The following is a 20,147-nucleotide window of genomic DNA, read 5'->3' as shown; positions in this document are numbered from 1 at the left end:
TCAATTCCCCTTGAGTTCCACCACGGCATCGACAGCCATGACCCCTTCGCCGGCAGCCATCATCATCAGCGGGTTGATATCCACCGATGCCAGCGCAGTACGGTGACACAATGCCCAGTCGCCGAGCGCCACTGCGGACGCTGCCAGCGCGTCGAGATCGAGCGCCGGGATGTCGCGATAGCCATCGAACAGCGGCGCCAGGCGCAGCCTTGCGCAGGCCGCCTTGACGTCTTCGGCCGTGAACGGCGCCAGCAAGGTCACGACGTCCTTGCGTAGTTCGAGCAGTGTGCCGCCCTCCCCGATCATCACCAGCGGCCCGAACACAGGATCGACCGAGACCCCCAGCGCAAACTCATGACGGCCCTTGACCATCGTCGCCACGATTACCCGTGGCGATGCCACGCCCAGCCGCTGCAGCGTGTCGAGGCAGTCCTGCGCCGCCCGGGCCACGCTTGAGGCATCGGTCATTCGAAGCTGCACGAGGCCGTGCTCGCTCTTGTGCGGGACATCCGCCGCACAGCCCTTGACCACCACCGGCACCCTGCCGAGCGCGTCAAACGCCGCCACCGCCGCATCCACGCTGTCACAGAGCCGGTGCGCCACGATCGGTACGCCGGCGTCGGCGAGCAAGGCCAGGCTATGGGCTTCGTCCTGCAAGCCGCTGCCGTTGAGCTGCTGTGCGTCAGGCCAGGCCGGCGTGGTCGCGGTTGCGGCCAGCCGATGGTGCGCGGCGTATTGCGCCAGCGCTGCAATGGCATCGGCCTCGGTGACGAAGGCCGGCACGCCGTGTCGCACGAAGACCTCGCGGACCGATTGTTGCGGCGCGCTGGCCACCAGCGGCTTGGCTTGGTGCGCGCTGAAGGCGGCGGCGTCGCGCGCCAATGCCTCGACGTCATAGCCGGGACCGGCCACCGGAATGCCGACCATCACCATGTCGGCCTGCGGATCGGCGCCCAGCGCCTGGAGCACGCGCGGGAACATGTCGCCCTTGCCCAGCAGCGCCGCCGTCATGTCGAGCGGATTGCTGGCCGTGCCGAACGCGGGCAGGATCGCGCCCAGTTCGCGCAGCGTTGCCGGCTGGAGTTCGGTCAGCGGGAGGTCGTGCCGTTCGGCCAGGTCGGCCGCCATGACGCCCACCGCGCCGCTATGGCTCATCACGACCGTGCGGCCCTGCCCCGGGGGGCGCTGCTGCAAGTACAACGGCACCGCACGGACCAGTTCGCCGATGTCGCGCGCACGCCAGATGCCGTGACGGGCCAGGAAGGCATCGATCGCGGCGTCGTTGCCGACCAGCGCACCGGTATGCGAGGCTGCCGCCTTTGCACCGCGCTGGCTGTTGCCGGCCTTGATCGCCACGATGCTCGCGCCACGCGCTCGGGCCACCTCCGCCGCGCGGGCAAGCTGCGCAGGGTCGGACACCGATTCGAGGTAGACCAGGATCAGCCGCACCTCGGGGTCCGCCGCCACGGCCGCGGTCATCGCGCAGGCGTCGAGATCGGCGTCGTTGCCCGTCGCCACCAGGTAGCGCACACCGTAGCCGGCCTGGCGCAGCAACGCATAGGGCATGACGCTCGCCGCGCCGCTCTGGCTGATGATTGCGAGCGGGCCGTCCTGGGGCGCGACCTCCATGAACATGGTCGAGAAATTGAGCACCGCGCCGCTGGCGAAGTTGGCCGTGCCTTGCGCGTTCGGGCCCACCAGCCGCATGCCGTTCGCATTGGCCACCGCGACCAGTTCCTGCTGCCGTTGGCGTCCCGCCTCGCCCGTTTCGGCAAAACCCGACGCCATGATGACGGCAGCCTTGACGCCTGCGACGCCGCACTGGCGCACCTGCTCGAGCGTGGCATCGCCGGACACGGCAATCACGACGGCGTCCGGCGCCTTGCCGATCGCATCAAGATCGGGGTACGCACGATAGCCCTGGATGACCTCGCGCCCGGGGTTGACGGGAAACACCTCTCCCATATAGCCGAAGGTGCGCATGTAGTGGATCGGCCGTCCACCCACCTTGTTCGGGTTGTCCGAGGCGCCGATCACGGCCACCGTGGCCGGCGAGAACAGGGCGTCGAAGGTTGCAGCGGTCTCAGTCAAGGGTCGCTCCCGATGCCTTGACCACCGGCGACCACTTGCCCGCGTCATGCTGGATCAGTCTGGAGAAGTCGGCCGGCGTGCCCGGCAGCGGCCGGGCGCCCAGCGCGGCGAGCTGGCTCTGCACATCGGCCTGCGCGAGTACGGTCTGCAGTTCGCTGTTCAGGCGGCGGATCACGTCTGGCGTGGTGCCCTTTGGCGCCGACAGGCCGAACCAGATCGTCACGTCGAAGCCCGGCAGGCCGGCCTCGGCAATCGTCGGCACCTTGGGCAGCGCGTCCGAACGCGTCGCGCCGGTCACGCCGAGCGCCTTGACCTTGCCTGCGCTGATGTACTGCACCTGGCTCGATACCGTGTCGAACATCATCGAGATGCGTCCGCCAAGCAGGTCGGTGAACGCTGCCGCCGAGCCCTTGTACGGCACATGGACGATGTCGATGCCCGCCATCGACTTGAACAGTTCACCAGACAGATGGTTGGAGCTGCCGTTGCCGGCCGAGCCGAAAGTCATCGTGCCCGGTTTCTGCTTTGCCAGCGCCACCAGTTCCCTGACGTTGCCGACCGGCAGGTTGCTCGACACCACCAGCACGTTGACCGTGGACGCCACCGAGCCCACGGCATCGAACGACTTGAGGGGGTCCACCTTCAGCGAGCGGTAGAGCCACGGGTTGATGGCCATGGTACCGGTGGTGGAAAAGAAGAGCGTATAGCCGTCGGGTGCCGCCTGCGCGGCGGCCTCGGTGGCGATGGTGCCGCCGGCGCCGCCGCGGTTGTCGACCAACACAGGCTGTCCAAGCTGTTGCGACAGGTGCTGGCCGATCAGTCGCGCCATCGCGTCAGTGGGTCCGCCGGCCGGAAACGGCACGACCAGGCGGATCGGTTTGGCGGGATAGCCGGTCGAGGCGGCAGCGGCGGCACTGAAAGCGGCCGGGGTGGCAGCGACCAGCAAGGCGCATAACGGTCGCCGGAATGCGCGAAGCACAGCGGAAAAACACGGCATGTTGTCTCCAAATGTTGCTTAAGCCCTCTCTGCAGGGAGGGATGTCTTCAGTGTATGGAGTCCTGAGCCAACTCAAAAGAGTAGAATCATCGATATCTGATATCGACTTTTTGGATGGAGTACCAGTGTGAACCTGAAACAGCTCGAAACCGTGGCGCTGGTGGCCGAAGTGGGATCGCTGTCACGTGCGGCACGCTCGCAGGGGATTGCCCAGTCACTGGTGAGCCGTGCGATTGCGCAGATCGAGGCGGAATGGGGCGACCGGCTGTTCGAACGAACCGGCCGAGGCGTGGTGCTGTCGGAATTCGGCCAGCGGATCTTCCCGCATGTCCAGTTGCTGCTGGCCCAGTCGGCACGGCTGCGCGATGAGGTCAAGGACGCGGCGGGCGTCCCGTTCGGACAGGTGAGGATCGGCGTGCTGCCGTCAATGGCGCCGCGCCTGATACCGGCGCTGTTCGAGAATCTGCGCGCCTCGGCGCCCGGTGTCCGGCTGCGCGTGGCCGAAGGCTTCAGCGGACAACTCGACGAGGAACTGGAATCGGGCCATCTGGACCTGGCGGTCATCAACCGCTATGGTCCCGGGCCCCGCCAGGGAGAAGACGTGCTTGCTGAGGTCGCCACTTACCTGATCTGCGCGCCCGGGCATCCGCTCGCCGGGGCGCCGACGGTGCCGTTCCGCAAGCTCGATGGCCTTCCGCTTGTCCTGCCACCGGCCCCCAACGGGCTGCGATCGATTCTCGACCAGCACGCGCGTCAGCTCGGCATCTCGCTGGATGTGGCGCTGGAAGTCGAATCGCTGAATACGATGAAGGAGGTTGCGCTTTCGGGTGGCGCTTTGACAATACTTCCAATCCTCGCGGTGGATCACGAAGTTGCCACCGGGCACTTGTCCGCCGTCGAGATTGTCGAGCCGCGCTTGCCACGGATCATTGCCATGGGCGTCACGCGACATCATCCGTTGTCCCGGGCGGCACGACTCGTTCTTTCTCGACTTCATGAGTTGGTGCCTGAAGTCGCAAGGAGCACGAGTGCCTAGTTGGAACACGGACACAGCGCTCAAAACGCCAATACTTACGGCGATCGTCTGAAAGGATGATGAACGCATCAATTCGCCGGCGTTGCCGCGAGAGCATCTGCTAGGCTTAACCCCCGGTTCGGGCCGCACCGCTCGGCGAAAGCATGTCGATCAGGGCTTGCATATAGCCCCGTACGAACTGATCAGCACGTAGGCTGATGACCGCCATCGATTGTGGAAATATGCCGTCGGTCTCGATCGTCGCCAAGTCAGTGTCCCTGTCTGGCTCCAGCGCCATCTGCTGGAGTACGGCAACGCCCAGGCCGGCAGCAACATAGGCCTTGATGACATTGGCATCGGTGGCCCTGACCACTACACGTGGGGAGAGCCCATGGCGCTCGAACTCGCGCAGCACCTTCCAGCCTGAATTGAAGCGCTCGTCATAAGCCACCAGCGGGTATTGCGCGATGTCCTCGAGCGTGACCTTCTTCAGCCGCAGCAGAGGATGACCGCGGGGAACGATCAGGCAGCGGCGGATCGGATAGGCATCGAGCGTGACAATGCCCTCGGGCGTGCTTTCCGGCAGTGTGGAGATGCCAAGGTCTACGGCGCCTTCGCTGACCCATCGCAGGATTTCCGTGGGTGTGCCCTGCGCCAGTTCCAGATCGACCTCCTGAAAGGCACATCGGAACCTCTTGATAACGTCGAGCAGCGCATACCGGGCATGGATGTGCGTAGTGCCGATACGCAGCGTTCCACGGTTCATCGTCTGGGTCGTACGCGCGAGGTTTGACAACGCGCGCGTGTCGTTCAAGACGCGCCTGGCAAGCGCTGCCGCTTCCTGCCCTGCATCGGTGAGGCCCACCAGCCGGTTTCCGCGACGCACGAACAACTCTATACAGATCTCGTTCTCGAGCGCACGGATCAGCTTACTGACCGCAGGCTGCGTGGTGTGCAGTGCTTCCGCCGCGCCCGAAACGCTCAGATTGCTGTCGATCACGGCCTGGATGCAGCGAAGTTGTTGTAGCGTCATATCATTCCATTTTGGTAATGAATGTCTCCAAACATGTCATTTTACAGAATGGTTTGATCGACCCAGAATGACTGCTATCCCCTTTCCACGATAGAAGGCATCAGCAATGACAAGCAGTGTTTTCGACCAGGCCCTTCAGCAGCATATGTGGAGCACGGACGAGATGCGCGCCGTGTTCTCAGAAGAGAACCGGGTGCAGAAGTGGTTGGATTTCGAGGCGGCGCTGGCGCTGGAACAGGGAGAGCTGGAGATCATCCCAAGGGCCGCGGCACGGGAAATTGCCGCGTGGGCGCGGGTCGCAAACTTCGACTTGGACCAACTTGCCATGGAGGTTCGCCGCGTCAAACACCCGCTGGTGCCGGCGGTGCGCGCCCTGCAGCGCCAGTGCGGCATCGAAGCGGGGGAGTTCGTGCATTTCGGCCCGACGTCTCAGGACGTATACGACACAGGCATGATGTTGCAGGTCCGGGAAGCGCACCACCTCCTGACGCGAGACCTGGCTGCGGTGGCGCGGGTGCTGTACCGGCTTGCCGACACGCACAAGCATACCCCGATGACCGGCCGCACACATTCGGTACAGGCTTTGCCCATCACCTTTGGCCATAAATGCGCGATATGGTTGGCGGAACTTGGCCGCCACAATGAACGACTGGTCGCGCTGGAGACGCGCACCTTTGTCGGCCAGATGGTTGGGGCGGTTGGCACTAAGGCGTCTTTCGGCCCGCACGCCATCGAGCTGGAAAAGCGGGTCATGGCGCGCCTGGGATTGAATGTGGCAGAGATAAGCTGGCAGCCTGCGAGGGACCGGCTTGGCGAGTATGTGGGGGTGCTGGGACTGCTTGGCGCGACGCTGGGCAAGATCGCCAATGAGATCATGAACCTGGAGTCCGACGAGGTTGGCGAAGTGGCTGAGCCTTTCAACGAAGGCAAGGTGGGCTCATCCACCATGCCCCATAAGCGGAACCCCGCAGTTGTGGAGACGGTCGTCACCCTGAGTCGCGCCATCCGCTACAGCGTGGCGATGATGCACGATGCACAGATGGTCGAGCACGAGCGCGATGTAGCCGCTGTGCGGATGGAGTGGAAAGCGGTTCCCGAGGCCTGCATGATGACGGCGGCCATGCTGGAAATGATGCATCAGGCGCTGTCCGGCCTGACGGTAAACACTGACAGGATGCGGGCCAACCTGGACCTGCTCGGTGGCTTCCTGATGTCGGAGCGCGTGATGTTCGCACTCGCTGAGAAAGTCGGCAAGCAAAGCGCGCATGAGCTGGTCTACGCCGCCGCCATGCAAGGGATGGAGGCTGGCATCACCTTCGAGCAAGCCCTGTTGCTCGACGCCGCGGTCCGCGACGCACTGGATCCCTCATCACTCAGGCAGCTCCTGGACCCGTCCACTTATGTTGGGCTGGCGCCAGCAATCGTCGAAGCGGTCCTCGAAAGAATCCGGGCAAGCGGCTGGCTCAACTGACCGCATCAAAATCATACATAAACGGAGACCATGCAATGTTCCAAGCCGCCAAACAACTGGGAAGACTTGTCGCAATGACGCTGCTATATGCAGCCGCTGCGGCAGCGCATGGCGCGCAAGCCGACTCCTATCCAAACAAGCCCGTTCGCGTGATCGTGCCATATGCCGTTGGCGGCGGCGGGGATATCGTCGGACGGCCGCTGGCTCAGTATCTTTCACAGCGTACCGGACAGCGTTTCATCATGGATAACCACGGCGGCGCCAACGGCAATATCGGTATGGACATGGTGGCGAAGGCACCCAACGATGGCTATACACTGGTACTCGCGCTGACTGCGCAACTCGCCGTCAACCAGAGCTTGTACCGCAAACTTCCCTATGACCCCGTCAACGATTTCGAGCCAGTATCCTTGCTGGCTTCGGCGCCGTACTTCCTGGTGGTCCATCCGTCGGTGCCGGCGCGTAATCTGGCCGAATTCATCAAGCTGGCCAAGGCCAATCCGGGCAAGTACACGTATGGATCGTCGGGCAACGGCAGCGGTCCGCACCTGTCAATGGAATTGCTGAAATCGAAGGCCGGCATCGACCTTGTGCACGTTCCCTTCAAGGGCGCCGGGCCGGCTATGCCAGCGCTGCTGGCCGGCCAGGTGAGCGCCATGTTTGCCAGCTACGGGCTCGCGGCCCAGCAGATCAAGGCAGGCAAGCTGCGAGTACTGGCCGTATCGACCGCAAATCGAGCGGTGTCGATGCCTGACGTTCCCACCCTCGCCGAAGCCGGCGTGCCCGGCTACGACTCCAATGTGTGGTACGCGCTATTGGCGCCGCGCGGCACTCCGAAGCCGATCGTTGCGCGCCTGAGCAGCGAAATCGCCGCGCTGATCAAGAGTTCGGATCTGCGCCAGCGCTTTCTGACCGACGGCATCGTGCCGGTCGGTTCTACACCGGAAGAACTGGGCGCCTATATCAAGACGGAGAGCGCCAAGTGGGGGGCTGTGGTGAAGCAGTCGGGCGCAACCATCGACTGATTTGCGGACGCGCAGGGCATTTTCGAACCGTCCGGACCACTATTCAGACGCTGCCCCCCCCGCAAGGCCAGCGTCTGCCCTACAAGGGGTTGTCGCGCCAGGTTACTACGGGAGCGAGCTTGGCCAACCCGGATCTTCTCGATCGCGACCAAATGACCGCGCACGTCGTCGCTGCACAAGCAAGCCCGTGCGACGAACTCGTCATCCGCACGCAGCCCACCGCGGTCGACCGCCCGTGCCGGCGCAAGCGTCTGGCACTCGCCGCGACGATCCTCGGCTCAAGCATGGCGTTCATCGACGGCTCCGTCGTCAATGTCGCGCTACCCGCCATTCAGAGCGAACTCGGCGCGAGCGTCGCGGCAATGCAGTGGATCGTTAACGCCTACCTGCTCTTTCTCGGGTCCCTCGTGCTGGTGGGCGGATCGATGGGCGACAAGCTCGGCCGCCGCACGGTGTTCATTGCGGGCATCGGGGTCTTCACACTGGCGTCGGCCGCTTGCGGGTTCGCTCCGGACGCGAATTCGCTGATCGCCGCGCGCGCAGTTCAGGGCATTGGTGCAGCACTCTTCGTACCCAGTAGTCTCGCGATCATCGGCGCCGTGTACGAAGGCGAAGCGCGCGGACGGGCAATCGGCACCTGGGCGGCCGTCGGGGCGATCACGTCCGCGGCGGCGCCGGTGGCGGGCGGCTGGCTCGTCGACGTGTTGTCGTGGCGCGCGATATTCTTCCTCAACGTCCCGCTTGCAGCGGTGACGATCGCGCTCGCGATTTTGTCGGTGCCGAACAGCCACAAGCTCGATGCGCCTCAACGGTTGGACTGGCCCGGCGCGCTTAGCGTCGCAGCGGGGCTCGCTGCCCTCACCTATGGTCTGACCGAGGCGTCTGCGCGCGGTTTCGCGGATCCGCTTGTACTGTGCGCGATCGGCGCCGGCGCGCTCGTGCTGGTCGCATTCGTGAGGATCGAAGCGAACAGCCGTCACCCCATGATGCCGCTCGACGTGTTCCGCTCGCGCGATTTCACCGGCGCCAACCTCGTCACACTGCTGCTCTACTTCGGCCTGAGCGGCGCACTGTTCTTCCTGCCGTTCACGCTGATCCGCGCACATGCCTACACCGCAACAGAAGCGGGCGCGGCGCTGCTGCCGGTGCCGGTCATCATCGGCTTGTTGTCGCGCTTCACCGGCGGCCTGACGAGCCGCTTCGGTTCGCGGATCCTGTTGAGCGCTGGCCCGGGTATCGCGGGAATCGGATTCGTGATGCTGGCGTTGCCGTTCGTGCGCGGCAGCTATTGGGCCGGATTCTTCCCTGCGCTCACCGTGCTTGGGCTTGGCATGACGATCACCGTCGCGCCACTCACGACGATTGTGATGGACTCGGTGCCGGCTGACCACGCAGGCGTTGCATCCGGCATCAACAATGCGGTTGCACGTGTGGCGAGCCTGCTGGCGATTGCGGTGCTCGGCATCGTGTTCGTGTGGTCGCACCAAGCGGCGCTGTCGGCGCGGCTCGATGAACTGGACGTTCCCAGGGACGCACGCCGGACCGGGCAGTTGCTGGAGCCGGGCGCGCAAGCCGGGGCGGCAGGGGGCGACGCCCATTTGCCGACTCTGACACCCGTGGCGCTGGTGGAAGCCGAAGCTATCACCGACGCGCTGCGCGCCGTTGCGCTGGTGTCCGCCGTGTGCGCGTTCGCCGGAGCGGGTCTCGCGGTAGCGACCATCCAACCCCGCAGGTGATATGCCTCGTGTCGCCGGACGCGTCCGTTGCCTGTCGGCGCCCTCCCCGCGGCGAAGGCAGATGGGTCAAGAAACCGGGGGAGGTCGTGCCGCTGGCGCCATTCCTGGCGTCGCAGCCGGATGCCAGTCCAGGCGCAGGAGCAGCCGGTCGCCGCTTACAGCGGCCCGGGCAGCGTCTTCAGGCCGATCCAGAGCACCACGATGACAACATTGACCGGCACGCAGAGCGCGCCGGGCACGTAGAAGAGCGCGGACAGCGCAGGCGCGGACAGCACCAGTTCCACCACGCTACCCAGCCCATAGAAGCAGATACCGCACCAGAGCCAGCGCCGCATGTACGTTAGCAGCCAATGCGCGTGCGCCTTGTTGAAATGCCAGGCGAGGGCTCGTTCAACGCGGTTGCCCTTGCTGGCGTCCCGGAACAGCCAGCCGAAGAAGAAGTAGCGGTACAGCAGGGCGCGAAAAATCTGCTCTTGCATCATCACTCATCTGGTCTCTGCCAGCCCATGGAGTGCAAAGATCCTTCAAGCCCACGCCGCATGAAGGAATGCCAGCGGCACAGGCCAATTTCCGTTCTGTTCAATGTCATTGGTAGAAACGCCCGGCATGGAAGTCAAGCGTGACGCACCCCTGAGGGCATAACCCGCCCGCGCCGAACCGGATTTTCCCCTATTTGGAGTAATGGGCCGGTCGTGCTACGCTCCTCAGCGAGCGATACCCGTCCCGACGTCGTGCCCCGGTGGGGCCGCGCATCTGCAGGGCAATCCGCAGGGCGTTTCGGGCTCATTCTCATCGCTTATCCAAATTAATTTGCATTCGAACCTGAGCGGCATTTCTCCGCTCGTGGAGCCGTGCGCGCGGAAATCCGCCACGGGATGACGTCGCGTCGTGACTGGCGACGCGACGTCATTTGTGGTTGGTCATCCTCTTGCGCATGCGCCTCAGGGACGTGCCGGACGGGGCATCTGCGTGATCGATCGCGATCCGGGCGCCCCGGGGATACGTGCGCCCGAATGAAGCTGCGGGTCTCGAATGCGATCGCCCCCACCCCTGGCAGCAGGGATGGGCGGAAGAAGAAATGACGATGAGACCACGATGACTTACACCACCAATATCGGACGTCGACAGTTCCTCAAGATACTTGGCTTTGGATCTGTTGCCGTCTCGGCCTCGGCCCTGGGCCTGGGTACAGCCTGGGCGCAGGCGCCTGCCGGCGTGCGCCCCTACAAGCTGCTGCGTGCGAAAGAGACGCGCAACAACTGCACCTATTGCTCGGTCGGGTGCGGCCTCCTGATGTATTCGCTGGGTGACGGCGCCAGGAATGCGAAGCCCCGCATCTTCCACATCGAGGGGGATCCCGATCACCCGGTCAGCCGTGGTTCGCTCTGCCCCAAGGGCGCGGGGCTGCTGGACATCGTCCATTCAAAAAACCGGTTGCAGTATCCGGAATACCGCGCGCCAGGGTCGAAGGAGTGGGTGCGCATCAGTTGGGACGATGCGACCAGGCGCATCGCCCGCCTGCTGAAAGACGACCGCGACAAGAACTTCATCGCGCGCAACGAGAAGGGCCAGCTGGTGAACCGCTGGCTGAGTTCGGGCATGCTCGCCTCATCGGCGGCGTCCAACGAAACCGGGGTTCTCGACTTCAAGTTTGCCCGCTCGCTCGGCATGCTGGCGCTGGACTGCCAGGCGCGCCTGTGCCATGGGCCAACGGTTTCGGCACTGGGACCATCCTTCGGCCGCGGCGCGATGACGAACCACTGGGTCGACATCAAGAACGCCAATGTCGTCATCGTCATGGGCGGCAACCCGGCCGAGGCCCATCCGGTCGGCTTCAAATGGGTGATCGAGGCCAAGATCAGGAACAAGGCCAAGGTCATCGTCATCGATCCGCGCTTCAACCGCACCGCCTCGGTTGCCGATATCTTCTCGCCGATCCGGGCGGGGTCGGACACGGCCTTCCTGATGGGCATGGTCAACTGGCTTCTGCAGCACGACAAGATCCAGCACGACTATGTGCGCGCCTACACCAACGCGTCGCTGATCGTACGCGAGGATTTCGGCTTCGACGAAGGGCTGTTCTCGGGCTTCGATCCGCAGAAGCTCGTCTACGACAAATCCTCCTGGAACTATGAACTCGACGGGGCGGGAAATGCGAAGCGCGATCCCTCGATGCGCCATCCGCGCTGCGTGCTGAGCCTGCTGAAGCAGCACGTGTCACGCTACACGCCCGAGAAGGTCGAGGAGATCACCGGCGTCCGGAAGGCCGACTTCCTGCAGATCGCCGAGATCGTCGGCTCGTGCTCGGCCAAGGACAAGACGCTGACCTGGCTTTACGCGCTCGGCTGGACGCACCACACCGGCGGCGCGCAGATCATCCGCGGCGCCGCGATGATCCAGCTGCTGCTGGGCAATGTCGGCATGTCCGGCGGCGGCGTGAATGCGCTGCGCGGACATTCCAACATCCAGGGCTATACCGACCTTGGCCTGCTGTCGGTGCGGCTGCCGGGCTACATGGACCTGCCCACCGACAGGCAGCAGACGCTCAAGCAATACCTGGCCGATGCCACGCCCAAAGCCGTGCTGCCCGATCAGGTGAACTACTGGAAGAACCTGCCCAAGTTCTTCGTCTCATTGCAGAAGAACCTGTTCGGCAAGAATGCCACTGCGGAAAACAACTGGGCCTTTGACCTGCTGCCGAAATGGGACCGCAGCTACGACATGCTGGCGTATTTCGACCTGATGTACGAGGGCAAGGTCAACGGCTATGTCGTCCAGGGGTTCAACCCGCTGGCGGCGATGCCAGACAAGAACAAGACCTCGGCCGCGCTGTCGAAACTGAAGTTCCTCGTGGTCATCGACCCGCTGGTGACCGAGACCTCCAACTTCTGGCGCAACGAAGGCAAGTTCAACGACGTCAAGTCCGAAGAGATCATGACCGAAGTCTTCCGGCTGCCGTCGAGCTGCTTTGCCGAGGAAGACGGGACGGTCGTGAACTCCGGCCGTTGGCTGCAATGGCACTACGCGGGCCAGCAGCCGCCGGGCGAGGCGCGGCATGATCCGGCCATCCTCGGCGGCATCATGATGGAGCTGCGGCGGCTTTACGAGAAGGAAGGCGGCGCCTGCCCGGAACAGGTGCTGCACATGACCTGGGACGAGGCGACCTATCACGATCCCCACAGCCCCCATCCCGAGGAAATGGCCAAGGAGGCCAACGGCTACGCGTTGGCAGACGTGTTCGACGAGACCGGGAAGAAGATCCTGCGCAAGGGCCAGCTGCTGGATTCGTTCGCACAGCTGCGCGATGACGGCACGACCTCGAGCTACTGCTGGATCTTCGCCGGTTCCTGGACCGAGGCGGGCAACCAGATGGCCAGGCGCGACAACACCGACACCGGCCTGGGGAACACGCCGGGCTGGGCCTGGTCCTGGCCTGCGAACCGCCGCATCCTCTACAACCGCGCCTCGATGGACGAAATGGGGAACCCCTGGGACCCCAAGCGCCAGATCCTGCGTTGGAACGGCGAGAAATGGGTGGGCGCGGACGTGCCCGACTTTCCGCTCACTGCGGCGCCCGGCACGCCCGTCGGCCCCTTCATCATGCTGCCCGAAGGCGTGGGCCGCCTGTTCTCCGTCGGCGGCATGATCGACGGCCCCTTCCCCGAGCATTACGAGCCGGTCGAGAGCCCGATCGCGAAAAACCCGATGCACGACAAGGTCACCCACAACCCGACCGCCCGCATCTTCCAGAACGATGCGCAGCGGATGGGCAACCGCACCGAGTTCCCCTATGTCGCCACGACCTATTCCATCACGGAACTGTTCCGCCACTGGACCAAGCACTCGCACCTGAACGCCATGCTCCAGCCCGAGCAATTCGTCGAGATTGGCGAGAAGCTGGCCGCGGACAAGGGCATCGCCCATGGCGACACGGTGAAGATCACGACCAAGCGCGGCCATATCACTGCCAAGGCCGTGGTGACCAAGCGCATGCGCACGCTCCAGGTGGCCGGGCAGGCGGTCGATCAGATCGGCATTCCCTGCCATTGGGGCTTCGAGGGGGCGACTCGCAAGGGCTATCTCGCCAACACGCTTGCGCCCGGTGTCGGCGACGCCAATTCGCAAACGCCGGAATTCAAGGCATTCCTCGTGAACATTGAAAAAATCGCGGGAGCACAGGCATGAACTCGCAGAACATTATCCGTCGCTCAGCCTCGTCGGAGCTGACACCCGCCCCTCGCATCCGCGACCATCAGATGGAAGTGGCCAAGCTGATCGACGTGTCGATCTGCATCGGCTGCAAGGCGTGCCAGGTCGCCTGCAATGAATGGAACGACCTGCGCGGCGACGTGCAGGAGAATGTCGGCGTCTACGACAATCCGCGCGACCTGTCGCCCAACACCTGGACCCTGATGCGCTTCACCGAGCATGAGGACCAGGCGGGCAAGCTGGAATGGCTGATCCGCAAGGACGGCTGCATGCATTGCGAGGATCCCGGCTGCCTGAAAGCCTGCCCGGCGCCGGGCGCCATCGTGCAATATGCCAACGGCATCGTCGACTTCCAGTCCGACCTGTGCATCGGCTGCGGCTATTGCGTCGCGGGCTGCCCCTTCGACGTGCCGCGTATTTCCAAGATGGACAACAAGGCCTACAAGTGCACGCTGTGCTCGGACCGCGTCTCGGTCGGGCAGGAGCCGGCCTGCGTCAAGACCTGCCCGACCGGCGCCATCGCCTTCGGCTCGAAGGCAGAGATGCAATCCCTTGCCGCCGAGCGCGTGGCCGAGTTGAACGAGCGCGGCTATGCCAAGGCCGGCCTGTATGACCCGGCGGGGGTCGGCGGTACCCACGTGATGTATGTGCTGCAACATGCCGACGACCCGAAGCGTTACGCGGGCTTGCCGAAGGACCCGGGGATCAGCTCGGTGGTCTCGGGCTGGAAGGATGGCCTGAAACCCGTCGCCGGCTTCGTCGGCGCGGCGGCGGTCGTGGGCATGGCGGCGCATTTCATGGCGGTCGGCCCCAACACCACCGAAACCGACGATCACGACGCCCCGACTGACGGCGCGGCATAAGCGGAGACCGGAAATGGCGACCAACAACGACATGATCCTGCGCACCAAATTCGCCGAGCGGCTGTGTCACTGGGCGATCGTGCTCTGCTTCTTCCTCGCGGCGGTTTCGGGAATCTCGTGGTTCTTCCCGACGGTGAGCTGGCTGAGCGGCTTCCTTGGCACGCCGCAGATGGCGCGGCTGCTGCACCCGTTCCTGGGCATCGCGGTTTTCGCGGGGCTTTGCTACATGTTCTGGCGCTTCGTGGGCTACAACATGCCCGCGCGCACCGACGCGATCTGGTTCCGCCGCGCCAGGGAAGTGCTACTGAACCAGCATGGCGGCGAACCGCTGCAGATCGGCAAATACAACGCCGGCCAGAAGGTGCTGTTCTGGCTCATCATGGCTTCGATCCTGGCCCTGCTGATCTCCGGGTTGATCATGTGGCGCGCCTATTTCGCCGAGTATTTCCCGATTCCCGTGCTCCGTCTGGCGATCCTGGCCCATTCCGTCGCGGGGATCGGCCTGATCCTGCTGATCGTGGGCCACATCTATCTGGCAATCTGGGTCCGCGGCTCGATCACGGGCATGGTGACGGGCTACGTCTCGCGCGCCTGGGCCAGGCAGCACCATGACCGCTGGTATGGCGAGTTGAAGGCAAAGGAGGCGAATCAGCCGAAAGCGGCGGAAGCGAAGGGGCACGAAGCATGAACCAGCATCAGACAACGCCGACAACACTGCCGTCGGACGAGGCCTCCCGCCATTTCACGCCGCTGATCCAGCCAGACCTTGCCGGTCTTTACAGCCGCCGCGCTGCGCGCCTGCGCGCGCTGGCCGACGGCCACGATCTTGCCGATTACCTGCGTCTGGCCGCCCGCGTGGCCGAGATACAGGCGTCGCTTGTGCCCGAGGCCGGTGGGTCCGGCCCGGCAGACGCCAGGGCCATCCCGCAGGAGGGGCATTGGGGCGCCCTGCTTGATCGGTTGATTGAGCAGCTCGCGCACGATGTTCCGGCTCCGGTCGCCCCGCATCTTGCGGCGCTGCGCGCCCTCCCTGCGGATGCGCGCCTTGGCGCCGCCCAGGCGCTGACCGAGGGTCGTTTTGATGCGGTGCCGGCGGCAATCGCGCCCTTCCTCTGGGCTGCGCTCTCGCTGCAATGTGCCAGCGCCGCGCGGGCGGCGCCCGTGCCCGACAGCGGCCCGGCCGAGCACGCGTCCTGCCCGGTCTGCGGCACTGCCCCCGTGGCAAGCCTGATCCTGATCGGCGACCGCCAGGGCATGCGCTATCTGCATTGCGCGCTCTGCGAGAGCCAGTGGCACATGGTGCGGGCGAAATGCACCAACTGCAGCGCCGCCTCGGAGCTTGACTACCTCAGCTTCGACACCCCCGAAGCCACGGTGCGCGCCGAAAGCTGCGGCGTGTGCCACGGTTACCTGAAGGTCATCTCACTGGAACGGGACCCGCAGGCCGAGGCCGTGGCCGATGACCTTGCCACCCTGGCCCTGGACGATGCAGTGACGGCGGAGGGCTATCAGCGCACCGGGTTCAATCCCTTCGCGCTGCCGGGATGAGGCGCTGCCCGACATATCCAGGCTAACCGCCAGATTTTTCGCTTACCCGAACGCCCGGACGCCGGTCATCCATTCATGAAGCGCGAATCCGAACAGCACCCAGCCTGCCAGCCCGACCACCGCCACCATCGCATCGCGCGCAGGTGTCCCGGTCGGGTAGCTGGTTCCTGCTTCCCGGTCCCGCCGGCGCGCTGACACGAAGTCCGCCACCGCCCACGCCAGGAACGCGCCAAACAGCACCACTGCGGCGAGTGTTCCGTTGGCAAGCAGGTGCCCCAGGGCCCAGGCCTGCACGCCTGCCAGCATCGGATGACCAAGCGCAGCCTTAATGCGGTTGCGAGGCACATATGCCGCCGCAATCAGCACAAAGGCCGGGATCGTGAGAAATGCGGCAACGTACCGCCCCCACACCGGCGGCGTCCAGACTACCACCGGATGCGCGCTGGCCAGGCCGTAGCCCCAGACAACCAGCGCCAGGCCGGCAATCGAAACCAGGGTGTACAAGCCTTTCCAGCGACCGGGGCCGAGCCTGGCAATCTGCGCGGTGCGCCATGGATCAGCAACCATGCGTACCGAGTGCGCACCCAGAAAAATGAGCAATCCCAAAGCCAGTACCGTCATGCTGCTACCCCTTTCTTTAGCGCCCGCCGCGCGCCTATGCTAGACACATTGCGTTGCAGCGGTCCAGCCATATTCAGGAGGGTTTCCCATGCTTCAGAACAGTGACGTCGCGGCCAGGATTCCTGCGCAAGACCTCGCACGAGCGAGATCCTTCTACTCGAGCAAGCTCGGTCTTGAGCCAGTCGAGGAACGGCCCGGCGGCCTGCGCTACAAGTGCGGCAACAGCTACTTCGTACTTTTCGAGTCGGCTGGCTCGGCTTCTGGCAGTCACACACAAATGGCCTGGGAGGTCGATGACATCCAGGCAACCGTTAGCGAGCTGCGGCAGCTGGGAGTCGTGTTCGAAGAATACGATCTTCCCGGCCTCAAGACCATCAATAGGATCGCCGAGGTCCAGGGGAACTACCCCTCCAAGGGTGGCATAGGCGAGAAAGGTGCCTGGTTCAGAGACAGCGAGGGCAACCTCCTTGCCATCGGGCAACCGATCAGGTGAGTCCATCGGCCTGATCGAACTACCCGCGGCTGTACAAAGCTGTTTTGTCTCTTGCCTGCAACCCCGGTAGGAGATAAAAGGACCGTTCGAGGACGAGCTGTCATCACCGGAAGCAGGAGGCAGTCCATGTGGATGAATTTGCTTCTGATCTTTGTGCCGATCGCAGTCGCCCTGGAATTCCTTGCTTCCGATCACCACCTCCTGATCTTTATCGCTTCCTCCCTGGCCATCCTGCCGCTTGCCGGGCGGATGAGCCATGCCACCGAGCAACTCGCGGAGCGCATGGGCGAGGCGGTCGGGGGCCTGCTCAATGCGACATTCGGCAATGCGGCTGAACTTATCATCGCACTTGTCGCCTTGCGTGCCGGCCTCCATCAGGTGGTGGAAGCCTCCATCGTCGGTTCCATTGTCGGGAATATGCTGCTGGTGTTTGGCGCCGCGATGCTCGCAGGCGGCATTCGCTATCCCGAGCAAAGCTTCAACCCGCGCGGCGCGCGTTCCCAGGCGACCATGCTCATACTGTCGGCGATCGCGCTGATCCTGCCTGCCAGCTTTGAAGCGGTAGAGGGCACGACAGCCGTGCTGTACCGGCTCAGCGCCTGGATTTCCATCGCGCTTCTGGTCGTCTATGCGCTGTACCTGGTGTTCTCGCTGGTCACTCACCCCGCGCTGTTCCGCAGTGCATACGAAGCGGAGCCGGTTGCTCCGGAAGGCGTGGAGGACCAGCCCTCCTCATCCGCAGCGCGGGCGATAGCGATACTGGCAGCAGCCACCGTAGGGACGGCGTGGATGAGCGAGATCATGGTGGGTGCGCTCGGCCCCATGATGCGCGACTACGCCCTCAGCGACATATTCGTCGGTGCCTTTGTGGTGGCGATCCTCGGAAATGCGGCCGAGCATGCATCGGCCATTACCGCAGCCATGAGAAATCGCATGGACCTGTCGTTTTCCATTGCGGTCGGCTCGAGCGTCCAGGTGGCACTGTTTGTCGCGCCAGTGCTGGTACTGACGAGCCATTTTCTCGGCCCGGCCCCGATGGACCTGGCCTTTCGTCCCGCCCTGGTCCTGATGGTGGTCCTGTCCGTGCTGGTCACGGCGCAAATGGCGAGCGACGGGCACGCCGACTGGTTCAAGGGCACGCAGCTCCTGGTCGTCTATTTTGCCCTCGCCCTCACCTTCTTCTTCCTGCCGCGCTAAAGACTGCCGTCGGCGACTTTGGCATCAGGGCACGCCCGCTACCGCCGCTGCGGCGCAGCATGCCGCGGCGGATAGAGTTTCTGGAACTGTGCCGTCGTGATCCCCATTGCGCCCCTGTCATCGATGATCGTCATCTCGCGCCACGCGCTCGGCGCGCCTTCCAGTCCGGGGAATTCCCTCAACTGCCAGATGCGACCCGTCTGCGTGTCGAGCAAGAAGGGGCCTGCGCGGACCTGGGGTTGACTCACAATCTGATAGCGGCCAGGTCCAGCCTGCTGCGGCATATCATCGGCTCGCTGGGGCGGCGGTATGGCAACCGCTTCACTGCCAGCGGCGACGGGTGTTTTACCGCTTGCCGGGGCTGGCGGCTGCTCGCGGTTGCCGCATGCCCCGACTAAAGCCATCGACAAGCACAACGAATAAGGTGCAATGTAGTGCATGGTTGGCTCCGTGATCTCGCCCATCGCATCCATTGGAAAACCGCCTGGCCGCCGTTCGGCGAACCCACAAGACGATAAGACATCGCTGCGCGCGGCAGCGCGCTCGCATGGCGCGACGCCTCGCAAACCGGACGTTCGATGCTGGCCCTATGCCATCAGGAGCGCCTCGTATTCTTCCCGGAACTGATGGAGGGAACTGTCCACCACCGTCACGGCGCCGTCGATCAGGCCGCAGCGCCCGCTGCCGGGAAGGATGCGGCACAGGTTTTCCAATGATTCCAGGTCCGCGCGCACGCCGCGGCCCGTATCGATCCGGTTGAGCAGGCGCATCAGCTGGAAGGTCCCGCCCTTGCACGGCGGGCACTGGCCGCACGAGCCCTGGGCGAAGAAGCTGACGTACTCTGCCACCTTGCGGACGATGCTGGTCCCTTCCGACACTACGATCATCGCACCGGTTCCCAGCCGCGAACGCCGTTGCCGCACGGAGTCGAAGTCAAGCGCCACATCGAGATCGCGCTTGGTCAGCAGCGTATTGGAGGGACCACCCGTGAAGACCGCCTTGAACTCCTTGCCCTGGAGCATCCCGCCGCCATGCCGGAACACCAGGGTCTCAAGGCTCGTGCCCATCGGCAGCTCATACAGGCCAGGCCGCAAGACATCGCCCGAGAGCGAATACAGCTTGGTTCCCGCGGCATGGCCGATGCCCAGGCCGCGATACCACTGGGCACCGTTGCGCAAGATGCCCGGTACGTGAGCCAGCGTCTCGGTGTTGTTGACGACGGTCGGTGCGCCATGCACGCCGTGTTCGGCGGGAAATGGCGGCTTGCGGCGCGGAAACGGGAACCCGCCCTCGACGCTCGCGATGACCGCGGTCTCCTCGCCGCCGATATACAAGCCAGAGCTGGGCAGGACGCGAAGCGACACCGGTCCGCCGACCAGCCCGGCCAGCTCGGCGAACTGCGGGTGTGCCTGCCATTGCTGCACCGCCTCGCGCGTCCTCGCCAGCGACAGCGGCTGATGGGGATTGACGTACAGCACCACATGGTTGGCGCGGGTGGCGGCCGCGGCGATCAGCGCGCCCTCGATCACCTGGTGCGGCGTGTGCTCAAGCAGGAAGCGGTCCTTGAACGTCCCCGGCTCGTCTTCGTTGCCATTGCAGATGATGTACTTGTCGCCAGCCGCCGCGGCAGCCACCGGTGCCCATTTGCGATGCGTCGCGAAGCCGGCGCCACCCATCCCGCGCAGGTCCGCCTGCTCGATCTCGGCAATGACCGCGGCCGGCTCGCGCAGCGCCCGGGCCAGCCCCTCTCCGCCGCCGCGTGCCAGCCAGGCATCCAGGTCGGCGCCGACCCGGATGTCCTCGTTGAGCAGAACCTGATTGAGCTGTTCCATCGCGCGCTCCGTGCCC

Annotated in this window: 17 protein-coding genes; 10 read left to right on the top strand and 7 right to left on the bottom strand. The window is 64.5% G+C overall.

What is annotated here, in order from left to right:
- A complete protein-coding gene (locus ACW4E8_RS20835) occupies window positions 1-2,091 on the bottom strand; it encodes an acetate--CoA ligase family protein (protein ID WP_456806264.1) in 2,091 nt (696 codons plus the stop codon).
- A complete protein-coding gene (locus tag ACW4E8_RS20830; protein WP_456806263.1) occupies window positions 2,084-3,088 on the bottom strand; it encodes a Bug family tripartite tricarboxylate transporter substrate binding protein in 1,005 nt (334 codons plus the stop codon). The genes ACW4E8_RS20835 and ACW4E8_RS20830 overlap by 8 nt, the downstream gene beginning before the upstream one ends.
- Window positions 3,089-3,215: 127 nt before the next feature.
- Here ACW4E8_RS20830 and ACW4E8_RS20825 point away from each other — a divergent pair, with 127 nt between their 5' ends.
- Window positions 3,216-4,124 (top strand): LysR family transcriptional regulator, encoded by a 909-nt coding sequence (locus ACW4E8_RS20825; RefSeq protein ID WP_456806262.1) that lies wholly within the window; start codon window positions 3,216-3,218, stop codon window positions 4,122-4,124.
- Window positions 4,125-4,230: 106 nt separating this feature from the next.
- On the opposite strand, the gene ACW4E8_RS20820 is transcribed toward ACW4E8_RS20825, so the two are convergent.
- Window positions 4,231-5,136: a LysR substrate-binding domain-containing protein gene (locus tag ACW4E8_RS20820; RefSeq protein WP_456806261.1), complete on the bottom strand. Its 906-nt coding sequence runs from the start codon at window positions 5,134-5,136 to the stop codon at window positions 4,231-4,233.
- Between the two features lie 106 nt (window positions 5,137-5,242).
- On the opposite strand from ACW4E8_RS20820, the gene purB reads away from it, so the two are divergent.
- From purB to ACW4E8_RS20805, 3 genes are all read left to right on the top strand, one after another.
- Window positions 5,243-6,607, top strand: a complete 1,365-nt coding sequence (gene purB, locus ACW4E8_RS20815) for an adenylosuccinate lyase (protein WP_456806260.1) — start codon at window positions 5,243-5,245, stop codon at window positions 6,605-6,607.
- Window positions 6,608-6,642: 35 nt separating this feature from the next.
- Window positions 6,643-7,632, top strand: a complete 990-nt coding sequence (locus ACW4E8_RS20810) for a tripartite tricarboxylate transporter substrate binding protein (protein WP_456806259.1) — start codon at window positions 6,643-6,645, stop codon at window positions 7,630-7,632.
- Between the two features lie 152 nt (window positions 7,633-7,784).
- Window positions 7,785-9,368 carry an MFS transporter gene (locus tag ACW4E8_RS20805; protein ID WP_456806310.1) on the top strand — a complete coding sequence of 528 codons (1,584 nt, stop codon included), beginning with the start codon at window positions 7,785-7,787 and terminating at the stop codon, window positions 9,366-9,368.
- Window positions 9,369-9,523: 155 nt separating this feature from the next.
- On the opposite strand, the gene ACW4E8_RS20800 is transcribed toward ACW4E8_RS20805, so the two are convergent.
- Window positions 9,524-9,847 (bottom strand): hypothetical protein, encoded by a 324-nt coding sequence (locus ACW4E8_RS20800; protein ID WP_456806258.1) that lies wholly within the window; start codon window positions 9,845-9,847, stop codon window positions 9,524-9,526.
- 616 nt (window positions 9,848-10,463) lie between these two features.
- On the opposite strand from ACW4E8_RS20800, the gene fdnG reads away from it, so the two are divergent.
- The 4 genes from fdnG to fdhE are packed head-to-tail and all read left to right on the top strand — an operon-like array spanning window position 10,464 to window position 15,988.
- Window positions 10,464-13,553, top strand: coding sequence for a formate dehydrogenase-N subunit alpha (fdnG, locus tag ACW4E8_RS20795; RefSeq protein WP_456806257.1), 3,090 nt, complete (start codon window positions 10,464-10,466; stop codon window positions 13,551-13,553).
- Window positions 13,550-14,440 carry a formate dehydrogenase subunit beta gene (fdxH, locus tag ACW4E8_RS20790; RefSeq protein ID WP_456806256.1) on the top strand — a complete coding sequence of 297 codons (891 nt, stop codon included), beginning with the start codon at window positions 13,550-13,552 and terminating at the stop codon, window positions 14,438-14,440. The genes fdnG and fdxH overlap by 4 nt, the downstream gene beginning before the upstream one ends.
- 13 nt (window positions 14,441-14,453) lie before the next feature.
- Window positions 14,454-15,128 (top strand): formate dehydrogenase subunit gamma, encoded by a 675-nt coding sequence (locus ACW4E8_RS20785; RefSeq protein ID WP_456806255.1) that lies wholly within the window; start codon window positions 14,454-14,456, stop codon window positions 15,126-15,128.
- Entirely contained in the window at window positions 15,125-15,988 is an 864-nt protein-coding gene (gene fdhE / locus ACW4E8_RS20780) for a formate dehydrogenase accessory protein FdhE (protein ID WP_456806254.1), read from the top strand. The genes ACW4E8_RS20785 and fdhE overlap by 4 nt, the downstream gene beginning before the upstream one ends.
- 42 nt (window positions 15,989-16,030) lie before the next feature.
- Here the strand turns inward: fdhE and ACW4E8_RS20775 are convergent, their stop codons facing one another.
- Window positions 16,031-16,609 (bottom strand): NnrU family protein, encoded by a 579-nt coding sequence (locus ACW4E8_RS20775; RefSeq protein WP_456806253.1) that lies wholly within the window; start codon window positions 16,607-16,609, stop codon window positions 16,031-16,033.
- Between the two features lie 88 nt (window positions 16,610-16,697).
- Here ACW4E8_RS20775 and ACW4E8_RS20770 point away from each other — a divergent pair, with 88 nt between their 5' ends.
- Together ACW4E8_RS20770 and cax are read left to right on the top strand one after the other, a co-directional pair.
- Window positions 16,698-17,102, top strand: coding sequence for a VOC family protein (locus ACW4E8_RS20770; protein ID WP_456806252.1), 405 nt, complete (start codon window positions 16,698-16,700; stop codon window positions 17,100-17,102).
- 126 nt (window positions 17,103-17,228) lie between these two features.
- Window positions 17,229-18,299, top strand: a complete 1,071-nt coding sequence (gene cax, locus ACW4E8_RS20765; protein ID WP_456806251.1) for a calcium/proton exchanger — start codon at window positions 17,229-17,231, stop codon at window positions 18,297-18,299.
- A gap of 38 nt (window positions 18,300-18,337) precedes the next feature.
- On the opposite strand, the gene ACW4E8_RS20760 is transcribed toward cax, so the two are convergent.
- Window positions 18,338-18,739 carry a hypothetical protein gene (locus tag ACW4E8_RS20760; protein ID WP_456806250.1) on the bottom strand — a complete coding sequence of 134 codons (402 nt, stop codon included), beginning with the start codon at window positions 18,737-18,739 and terminating at the stop codon, window positions 18,338-18,340.
- A gap of 147 nt (window positions 18,740-18,886) precedes the next feature.
- The gene (locus tag ACW4E8_RS20755) at window positions 18,887-20,131 is read right to left on the bottom strand and encodes a complex I 51 kDa subunit family protein (RefSeq protein WP_456806249.1); all 1,245 of its coding nucleotides are present in this window, start codon (window positions 20,129-20,131) and stop codon (window positions 18,887-18,889) included.
- Window positions 20,132-20,147 lie beyond the last annotated feature (16 nt).

The organism is Cupriavidus sp. CP313 (assembly GCF_054072015.1).
The sequence above is the reverse complement of the archived record's forward strand: the minus strand, read 5'-3'. Positions and strand labels throughout refer to the sequence as shown.